The organism is Mesorhizobium sp. M7A.F.Ca.AU.002.02.1.1 (genome assembly GCF_003998535.1).
Lineage (GTDB): Bacteria > Pseudomonadota > Alphaproteobacteria > Rhizobiales > Rhizobiaceae > Mesorhizobium > Mesorhizobium ciceri.
Genome location: NZ_RZPB01000167.1, coordinates 1 through 9,423, shown reverse-complemented (window position 1 = coordinate 9,423; position 9,423 = coordinate 1). Strand labels below are relative to the sequence as shown.

The window sequence follows — 9,423 nt, the reverse complement described above, 5'->3', positions numbered from 1 at the left end:
GCTATGTCCCGATCAAGAACCGGCCGCCCGGCGACACCGACCGGCCGGCCGAGCAAATCGTCAGTCCGGATGCGCTTGCACTTGTCCGCTTCGGTCTGCGGGCGGCCGACGACCCGCGCATGACAGACACGGTCAAGGTCATCGACGCGCAATTGCGCTGCGATCTGCCGCAAGGGCCGCTCTGGTACCGCTACAACGGCGACGGCTATGGCGAGCATGAAGATGGCGCACCTTTCGACGGCACCGGCCAGGGTCGCCCCTGGCCGCTGCTGGCCGGCGAACGCGCCCACTATGAGCTGGCGGCCGGGCGCAGGGAAAAGGCAGCCAGCCTGCTGGCAGCGCTGGAAGGCTCGGCCGGACCGGGCGGCCTGTTGCCGGAGCAGGTCTGGGACGGCGCCGATAGGCCGGAGCGCGAACTGCTGCACGGCCGCCCCTCGGGCAGCGCCATGCCGCTGGTCTGGGCGCATTCGGAGCATATCAAGCTGTTGCGCTCGCTGCGCGACGGCGCGGTCTTCGACATGCCCCCGCAAGGCGTCAAGCGCTATATCGAGGACAAGACCGTATCGCCGTTCAGAACATGGCGGTTCAACAACAAGATCCGCACGGTCCCGGCCGGCAAGACGCTGCGCTTCGAACTGTTGGCCCCGGCTACAGTCCATTGGAGCACCGACAACTGGGCGACCGCCCACGACAGCCAGACGGTAGAAAACGATTTCGGCATCCATCTTGCCGATCTGCCCGTCTCTGGCCTTCCCAAGGGAAGCACGCTGACCTTCACTTTTTTCTGGCCCGGGGCCGGCGATTGGGAGAATGTCGACTTCTCCGTCATCTCAGGCGACCAGGACAGCCAGCAGACCTTCCCTCGATAACCCCGCAAATCTCCTAGAAAACAGGGACGAAACCATGCAGATCGGAATGATGGGACTGGGCCGGATGGGCGCCAACATGGTCCGGCGCCTGATGCGCGACGGCCACGAATGCGTCGTCTACGACATCAACCCGGCCAGCGTCGCGGCCCTGGTGACCGACGGCGCGTCAGGGGCGGCCTCGATGGAAGAATTCATCGGCAAGCTGGCCAAGCCGCGCTGTGTGTGGCTGATGCTGCCGGCGGCGATCACCGGCAGGATCATCGACCAGGTGGCGGCCCTGATGGAGCCCGGCGACATCGTCATCGACGGCGGCAATTCCTATTATCACGACGCCGTCGACCAGGCCGCGAAACTGGCCGGCAAGGGCATCCATCTTGTCGATGTCGGCACCAGCGGCGGCGTCTGGGGCCTGGAGCGTGGCTACTGCCTGATGATCGGCGGTCCCGACGTGGCGGTGCAGCACCTCGATTCGATCTTCGCCACGCTGGCGCCGGGCGCCGATGCCGGCTCCAATCCGTCCAGGGATGCCGGGACCGCGCCCTTCGGCTACCTGCATTGCGGACCGAGCGGCGCCGGCCACTTCGTCAAGATGGTGCACAACGGCATCGAGTATGGCGTCATGGCCGCCTATGCCGAAGGCATGAACATCCTGAAATCGGCCAATGCAGGCAAGCGGCAACGGACGGCGGACGCCGAGACCAGCCCGCTGGAAAACCCGCAATACTATCAGTTCGACATCGACCTTCCCCAGGTGGCCGAGGTCTGGCGGCATGGCAGCGTTATCGGCTCCTGGCTGCTTGACCTGACGGCCGGCGCCTTGAAAAGCGATCCGGGCCTGGTGAATTTCGGCGGCCGCGTTTCGGATTCCGGCGAAGGCCGCTGGACGCTGAAGGCGGCCATCGACACCGGCGTGCCGGCTCCGGTGCTGTCCTCGGCGCTGTTCGACCGCTTCTCCTCGCAGGGCGAATCCGAATTCGCCGACAAGCTGCTCTCCGCCATGCGCTATGCCTTTGGCGGCCATGTCGAGAAGCCGAAGGCCGGCAAGTGAGGACAGCGGGGGAGACACGCGCATGAGCCAGGAACGGTCCGACACGCTGGTGCTCTTCGGGGCAACCGGCGACCTCGCCCACAAGAAGATATTTCCAGCCCTTTACCAGATGGTCGCCAAGGGCACGCTTACCGAACCGGTGATCGGCGTCGCCTTCGATGCCTGGGACCTCAAGCAACTGCAGGCGCGCGCGCGTGACGGCATCGTCAATGCGCTCGGCAAGATCGACGAAAAAGCGTTCGCCAAATTCGCCTCGCTGCTGCGCTACGTCAGCGGCGACTACCGTGACGGAGCGACGTTCGAGAAACTGAAGAGCGCGCTCGGCACCGCACAGCGACCGCTGCATTACATGGCGGTGCCGCCGACCATGTTCGAGACCGTCGTCCAGGGGCTGGAGCAGTCGGGCACGGCGCATGGCGCGCGGCTGATGGTGGAAAAGCCCTTCGGTCACGATCTGCAATCGGCGCGCTGGCTGAACCGGGTCCTGCATCTGGTGTTCGACGAGCAGTCGATCTTCCGCATCGACCACTACCTGGGCAAGGAAGCGATCCAGAACCTGCTCTATTTCCGCTTCGCCAATTCCCTCCTCGAGCCGATCTGGAACCGCAATTACGTCGAGAGCGTGCAGATCACCATGGCCGAGGATTTCGGCGTCGAGGGACGTGGCCGCTTCTATGACGATGTCGGCTGCATCAGGGACGTCATCGAGAACCATCTGCTCAACATCCTGTTGCTGCTTGCCATGGAGCCGCCTGTCGGCCGCTCCGCCGACGATCTGATCGACGAGAAGGTGCAGGTGCTGCGCGCGATCAGGACGCTGACCAAAGACGATGTCGTGCGCGGCCAGTTCACCGGCTATCTCACTGAACCCGGCGTGGCGCCGAACTCGCCCGTCGAGACCTTCGCGGCGGTGCGTTTCTTCGTCGACACCTGGCGCTGGCAGGACGTGCCGTTTTTCATCCGCGCCGGCAAGAACATGCCGGTGCATGTCACCGAAGTGGTGGTGCGGCTGAAGCGGCCGCCGCTCGATGTCTTCGATCCGATCAAGCCCGCCGACCAGAACTACGTCCGCTTCCGCATCGACCCACAGGTGGTGATCGCCATCGGAGCACAGCGCAAGGCGCCGGGCGACGACATGATCGGCGAGCAGGTCGAACTGACGGCGCTCGACGACTCGAAGGGCGACATGCCGCCCTATGAGCGCTTGATAGGCGACGCCATGAACGGCAACGGCCAGCTGTTCACCCGCCAGGACGCCAGCGAACTGGCCTGGCGCATCGTCGGCCCGGTGCTTGGCGACACCACGCCGCCGCACCTCTACGAGCCGCTGACATGGGGACCGGCGGACGTCATGGCCGGGTTCGGGCCACCCAATGGCTGGATCGATCCGGTGAAGTGAGAGGAACCACGCGATGGCCAAGGCAGTGAAGCAACCAGCATCGGGCACCGAGACGCCGGATACTGAAAAGATCGTGCTCACGATCGACATCGGCGGCTCGCACGTCAAGATCCTCACCAGCGCCGGCGGCGCGGAGCGCCGCGCCGATTCGGGGCCGGGGCTGACGCCGCAACAGATGATCGATACCGTGAAGAAGCTCGCCGAAGGCCTGTCCTACGACGTCGTCTCGATGGGCTATCCCGGTCCGGTCAACCACAACAGGCCGCTCGCCGACCCCGCCAATCTCGGCAAGGGCTGGGCTGGATTCGACTTTGCGGGCGCGTTCGGCAAACCGGTGAAAGTGGTCAATGACGCGCTGATGCAGGCCATCGGCAGCTACGAGGGCGGGCGCATGCTGTTCCTCGGGCTCGGCACCGGGCTCGGTGCGGCGATGATTGCCGACAACGTCGCCCAACCGATGGAACTCGCGCATCTGCCCTACAAGAAGGGCAAGAGCTTCGAGGATTATGTCGGCGAACGCGGCCTGGAAAAGCGCGGCAAGAAGAAATGGCGCAAATACGTCTTCGACGTCGTCGACCGGCTCCGTGCCGCCATGCAGCCTGACTATGTCGTCATTGGCGGCGGCAACGTCGACAAGCTCGATGAATTGCCCGCCGACTCCAGGCGCGGCGACAACACACGCGCCTTCGAAGGCGGGTTTCGTTTGTGGCGCGACAAGGCGCTGATAGTCTGATACTGTTATTGTTTAATATAGTTGTTCAAAATAACGTGTGACCTGCCATCAAGTCGTTGCAATACGCAGATTTGCCGACTAGGAATTCCGCGCTACAACAACGCCAATTCGTCCCGTGGACGCACGAAGGACGCCATAGCATTTTGATTTCGCGCATGATCCTTTCCGGAAGTCGAATCCGATTTTCAGGTCATTCGCTGTAGACGGAGAAATAGAGTGACCGACGATAGCAACAGTGCCCGTAAAGACATCGATCTGCTCGAGCTGACCGCCCACATCGTGTCCGCTTACGTCGAGAAGAACCGCTTGCCTGCCTCCGGCCTGGCCGACCTCATCGCCAGCGTCAGCGCCTCGATAAGCGGGCTCGGCAAGCCTGCGGTCCCGGTGGCTGCCCCGCTGGTCCCGGCGGTCAATCCCAAGAAGTCGGTGACGCCCGATTTCATCATCTGCCTCGAAGACGGCAAGAAGTTCAAATCGCTGAAGCGTCACATCGGTGTACATTTCGGCCTGACGCCGGACGCCTATCGCGCCAAATGGGGCTTGCCGTCGGACTATCCGATGGTCGCTCCCAACTACGCGGCCTCGCGTTCGCTGCTGGCGAAGTCGATCGGCCTCGGCCGCAAGGCCGCCCCCGTCAAGGCGCCCGCCAAGGGCAGGAAGGCCAAGGCCTCGGCCTGAACATTCAGTCCTGAGCCAACAGTTAGGACGACTGGAACAGAAGCCTGCCGGCGAATCCGCCTTGGCCGGCTTCCTATTTTTATGGCTTGGATAGGTGGCCGGGTTCCTAGAGCAATTCCAGGAAAAGTGTGAAACGGTTTTCCGTCCGGAATTGCGTAAAAAAACAAGGAGTTAGAGCGGGTCGCCGTTTCCGTGAAACGGTGAACTGCTCTTGGGGAGTGAGCCATGAACTACACCAGGATGGGGATCGAGAAAGAGGCACCGGAAGAATACGGCTACGACCGTATCCGCTTTAATCTTTCCGAAAGCTCGATCGCCGACCAGAAGCTCTCCGACATCGGCCTGTCGCTGCCCGATCTCACGCTTTTCTATGGCGAGCATCGCGGCGACAAGCAGTTGCGTGCACTGATATCGGCGCAGGATGCCGGCATTTCGCCGGATGATGTGCTGGTCACCGCCGGTGCCGCCGGCGCACTGTTCATCATCTCGACCTCGCTTTTGTCGGCCAACGACCATCTCGTCGTCATCCGGCCCAACTACGCCACCAACATCGAAACCCCAAGGGCGATCGGCTGCGCCATCAGCTTTGTCGACCTGGCATTCGAGGAAGGCTTCGCCATCGACGTCGAACGCGTCAAGGCCGCGATTCGGCCGGACACGAAGCTGATCAGCGTCACCTGCCCGCACAACCCGACCGGCACGATGATGAGCCGAGCCGAGCTCGATGCGCTGGTGGCGCTTGCCGAGGCTCGCGGCTGCCATCTGCTGGTCGACGAGACCTATCGCGACCTCTCCTACGGCAGGCGGCTGCCGACGGCTGCCTCACTGAGCCCAAAGGCGATCAGCGTCTCGTCATTGTCCAAGGCCTTCGGCATTCCCGGCATCCGCATCGGCTGGCTGATCACCAGGGATGCGGTGCTTCAGGAAAAATTCCTCGCCGCAAAGGAACAGATCGGCATCTGCGGCAGCGTCATCGACGAAGGCATTGCCCGCGGCATGCTCGAGCGCCGGGATGCCTTCCTGGCGACACTGCTGCCCGAAATGGCCAAGCGCCGCGACATCGTCCAGGCCTGGATCGACCGCGAACCGCTGGTCGACTGGATCAGGCCCGAAGGCGGTGTCGTCGGCTTCCCGCGCCTCGATATCGAACCCGGCTTCGACCTCGACCGGTTCTATGCGAACCTGCTGGAGAACCATGGAACCTATGTCGGACCCGGCCACTGGTTCGAGATGGAAAAACGCTTCTTCCGCGTCGGCTTCGGCTGGCCGACGGAAGCCGAATTGCGCGGCGGCCTCGACGCCATCTCCGTCGCGCTGCGGCAGTAACTTCCGCGTGCCGGCGATGGAGCAGGCTGAAAATTCCTTGATCCAGCACTGATTCTGACGCATATCCGCGGCGAACTGAGCTAAAAGTTCCGCCAGCCGGACCAGCGCCCATCGTGGAAGTGCCCCGCCAGCTGACGCCACTGCAATGGGGCCTCTTAAATCATGACCGCCGAACAGATATCACCGGACCAGCGCTATGCCGCGTTCCGCCACCGCTCCTTCCTGAGTTATTGGGCGGCGCGTTTCCTCACCACATTCGCCACCATGATCGTGTCCGTCGCGGTCGGCTGGCAGATGTACGATTTGACCCGCGACCCGCTCGATCTCGGCCTGGTCGGCATCGTCCAGTTCCTGCCGTCGCTGCTTCTGGTGCTGGTCACCGGTGTCGCCGCCGACCGCTTCGGCCGCCGCCTGATCATGGCGCTGGCGGTCGTGGTGGAGGCGATGTGCGCGCTGGCGCTGCTGTTCCTGGCGCTGCGCGGCATCAGCGGGCCGCTGCCGATCTTCTGCGTGCTTGCCATGTTCGGCGTCGCCCGCGCCTTCTTCGGTCCGGCCTCGGCCTCGCTGTTCGCCAATCTGGTGCCGCCTCAGGATTTCGCCAACGCCATCGCCTGGAATTCATCGGCCTGGCAGACGGCGACCATCGTCGGACCCGTCGCCGGCGGCCTGCTCTACGGCGTGTCGCCGGAAGCGGCCTACGGAACCGCCGCTGTCCTGATGCTTGTGTCCGGGCTGCTGATCTTCACCATCCCGAAGCCGTCGCAGCGCACCGAGTCGGACAAGCCGACGATGCAGCACCTGCTCGGCGGGTTCAGCTATATCTGGAGCGAGAAGATCGTGCTCGGCGCCATCTCGCTCGATCTGTTCGCCGTGCTCCTGTCCGGCGCCTCGGCGCTGCTGCCGGTCTATGCGCGCGACATCCTCCAGCTCGGCCCGTGGGGCCTCGGCCTGCTGCGCTCGGCGCCCAGCATCGGCGCCATTTGCGTCGCCATCTGGCTGGCCGGGCATCCACTTCGCAACCACGCGGGCATGATCATGCTGGCCGCTGCAGCCTCGTTCGGCGCCTTCACCGTGGTTTTCGGCCTGTCGACCATCACCTGGCTGTCGATCGTGGCATTGGTCTTCCTTGGCGCCACCGATATGTTCAGCGTCTACATCAGGGAGACGCTGATCCAGCTGTGGACGCCCGACGAGGTGCGCGGCCGCGTCAACGCCGTCAACCAGGTCTTTGTCGGCGCCTCCAACGAGGTCGGCGAATTCCGGGCCGGCACGATGGCCGCGCTGATCGGCACGGTGCCGGCCGTGGTGATCGGCGGCATCGGCGCCATCGCCGTCGCGGGCCTGTGGGTGGTGCTGTTCCCGCAACTGCGCAAGGTGCGCCACCTCAACGGGCGCAACTGATCTTCCCACGGTTGACAGCCGACATGCCTAGCCCATGCCACAGGAGCTCTCATGATCACTTGCTACCTGAAATACGTCATCGACCCCTACAAGCTTGCCGAGTTCGAAGATTATGGTCGTCGCTGGATAGCTCTGGTCAACCGCCTCGGCGGAAACCATCACGGCTATTTCCTTCCAAGCGAAGGGGCGAGCAACATCGCCTATGCCATGTTCAGCTTTCCGAGTCTTGCCGACTACGAGGACTATCGCAAACGGATGGCTGCCGACCCGGAATGCCAGGACGTGTTCGAAATGGAAAAGCGCAATCGCAGCATTCTCAGCTATGAGCGCAGCTTCCTGCGGCCGGTGCTCGAACCTTAATGCATGTCGCCCAAAAGTGGCCCCGGTTTTGGGAGAACGACATGCATGAAGACAAAGACCTAAAGCGGGTCGCCTGAAATCCGTTCAGACGACGGTTTAGCTATCTGCTCGACTTGCCGAAGATCATCCGCAAAAACTCGTCCAGCCAGCGCTTGAGATGCATGTCCCAGATCAGCCGGCCGCCGAGATGATCGCGGCCGGGCTGGGCACCGGGCAATTCGAAGCGATGCGCGCCGCGCACCACCCAGCGCTGCATCATCACCCTGGTCAGTTCGCCATGGAACTGGATGCCCCAGGCATTGTCGCCGTAGCGGAAGGCCTGGTTGGGATAGGTTTCGGCCGTCGCCAGCAGCGTCGCGTCCCTGGGCAGCGAAAAACCCTCGCGGTGGAACTGGTAGACCATCTCCGGCCAGTGCATCAGTTGCTTGCCGGCTTCGGTCGCCTTCAGGGGATACCAGCCAACCTCGACCAGCCCTTCACCATGACCCTCGACCTTGCCGCCGAGACAGTTGACCAGCATCTGCGCACCGAGACAGATGCCGAGACATGGCCGGTTCTCCCTCAGCGGTATTTCCAGCCAGTTGGTCTCGCGGCGGACGAACTCGTCGTCGTCATTGGCGCTCATCGGGCCGCCGAACACCACCGTGCCGGCGTGGTCGTCCAGTGTTTCGGGCAAGGCGTCGCCAAGCGGCGGCCGGCGGATGTCGAGATCGAAACCCTCTTCCAGCAACATGTGGCCGACACGTCCCGGGCTCGAACTCTCCTGATGCAGCACGATCAGGATCTTTGGCTTCGAACTCGTCTGGCGTGGCATGGGAAGGCGAAGATCCTATTCGTCGCTCGATGTTCCGGTGGCGCCGGGCGCGTGCGCCGCCGCCTTGCGGCGCGCCTCGACGCGGTCGTGGCGTTCGACGCCGATCAGCTCGGCGACGCGCCAGACGGTGTTGTCCTCGAGCTCGTGCAACTCGCCGTCGGCATAGACGATTTCCCACATCAGGCCGATGAAAGCCTTGCGCGCATCGGCATCGAGATGGCGCTTCAAGACGCTGGTGAAGGCGTAGAGATCGATCGCCTCATTGTCGGCCCGCTCGCCGGCAGCGGCCAACGCTTCGAGTTCCGCGCCACTGATCGAATAGCTCTCGGCCAGCACCGCCTTGAACCGCTCCCACTCGACATCCTGGCGCACGCCATCGGCGTTCATCACATGGTAGAGCAGCGCCGAGGCGGCGACACGCGGATCGTCCGTGCTGGCATGCGTGCCGGCACCGGCCGGCAAATCCCTGAGAAACGACAGAACGCGTTCAAACATAGATCCATACCCCAACGGCCTGACGGCCTGCCCAACTCAAAACAACCGAAACCGGCGCGGCGATTTCTCCGCTTCCTCGTCCGGATCGACGCCGGGATCGTCCGGCAGCCGCGCAAGCTCCTCGGCCGGCTCGACGCCTTCGGCATCGCTCGGCACCGCGGCGAAGGCCGCTGCCGTGATCGGTCTGACATGATCTTCTTCGCGACTTTCAGCTTGCTTGCCCGCCGACGTCTCGCCACCGGCGTCGTCGATCACTTCGATCGGCCTTTTTTCGCTCGTCGGCTTTGCCAATGCTTCAAT

Annotated in this window: 9 protein-coding genes and 2 pseudogenes; 8 read left to right on the top strand and 3 right to left on the bottom strand. The window is 63.5% G+C overall.

Annotated features, from left to right (window positions below; all coding sequences use genetic code 11):
- The 8 genes and pseudogenes from EN879_RS13035 to EN879_RS13000 form a co-directional block, all read left to right on the top strand.
- Positions 1–869, top strand: a pseudogene (locus tag EN879_RS13035) (glucan 1,4-alpha-glucosidase); the annotation flags it as partial.
- 34 nt (positions 870–903) lie between these two features.
- Complete coding sequence (gene gnd, locus EN879_RS13030) at positions 904–1,917, top strand: phosphogluconate dehydrogenase (NAD(+)-dependent, decarboxylating) (protein ID WP_063169509.1); 1,014 nt, start codon at positions 904–906, stop codon at positions 1,915–1,917.
- A gap of 22 nt (positions 1,918–1,939) precedes the next feature.
- Complete coding sequence (zwf, locus tag EN879_RS13025; protein ID WP_063169510.1) at positions 1,940–3,316, top strand: glucose-6-phosphate dehydrogenase; 1,377 nt, start codon at positions 1,940–1,942, stop codon at positions 3,314–3,316.
- Between the two features lie 13 nt (positions 3,317–3,329).
- Entirely contained in the window at positions 3,330–4,049 is a 720-nt protein-coding gene (locus EN879_RS13020) for an ROK family protein (RefSeq protein WP_063169511.1), read from the top strand.
- 216 nt (positions 4,050–4,265) lie between these two features.
- Positions 4,266–4,727, top strand: a complete 462-nt coding sequence (locus tag EN879_RS13015; RefSeq protein WP_013528917.1) for a MucR family transcriptional regulator — start codon at positions 4,266–4,268, stop codon at positions 4,725–4,727.
- Between the two features lie 225 nt (positions 4,728–4,952).
- Complete coding sequence (locus tag EN879_RS13010) at positions 4,953–6,053, top strand: pyridoxal phosphate-dependent aminotransferase (protein ID WP_063169512.1); 1,101 nt, start codon at positions 4,953–4,955, stop codon at positions 6,051–6,053.
- A 162-nt stretch (positions 6,054–6,215) separates the two neighbouring features.
- Positions 6,216–7,454, top strand: coding sequence for an MFS transporter (locus EN879_RS13005; RefSeq protein WP_063169513.1), 1,239 nt, complete (start codon positions 6,216–6,218; stop codon positions 7,452–7,454).
- 51 nt (positions 7,455–7,505) lie between these two features.
- A complete protein-coding gene (locus EN879_RS13000; protein WP_063169514.1) occupies positions 7,506–7,814 on the top strand; it encodes an NIPSNAP family protein in 309 nt (102 codons plus the stop codon).
- Positions 7,815–7,914: 100 nt separating this feature from the next.
- Here EN879_RS13000 and EN879_RS12990 read toward each other — a convergent pair whose 3' ends face one another.
- The 3 genes and pseudogenes from EN879_RS12990 to EN879_RS39400 all read right to left on the bottom strand — a co-directional run.
- Complete coding sequence (locus EN879_RS12990; RefSeq protein ID WP_024503038.1) at positions 7,915–8,628, bottom strand: glutamine amidotransferase; 714 nt, start codon at positions 8,626–8,628, stop codon at positions 7,915–7,917.
- Positions 8,629–8,643: 15 nt separating this feature from the next.
- Positions 8,644–9,123: a TerB family tellurite resistance protein gene (locus EN879_RS12985; protein WP_013528912.1), complete on the bottom strand. Its 480-nt coding sequence runs from the start codon at positions 9,121–9,123 to the stop codon at positions 8,644–8,646.
- 36 nt (positions 9,124–9,159) lie between these two features.
- Positions 9,160–9,423 (bottom strand): annotated as a pseudogene (locus EN879_RS39400) (heme biosynthesis protein HemY); the annotation flags it as partial.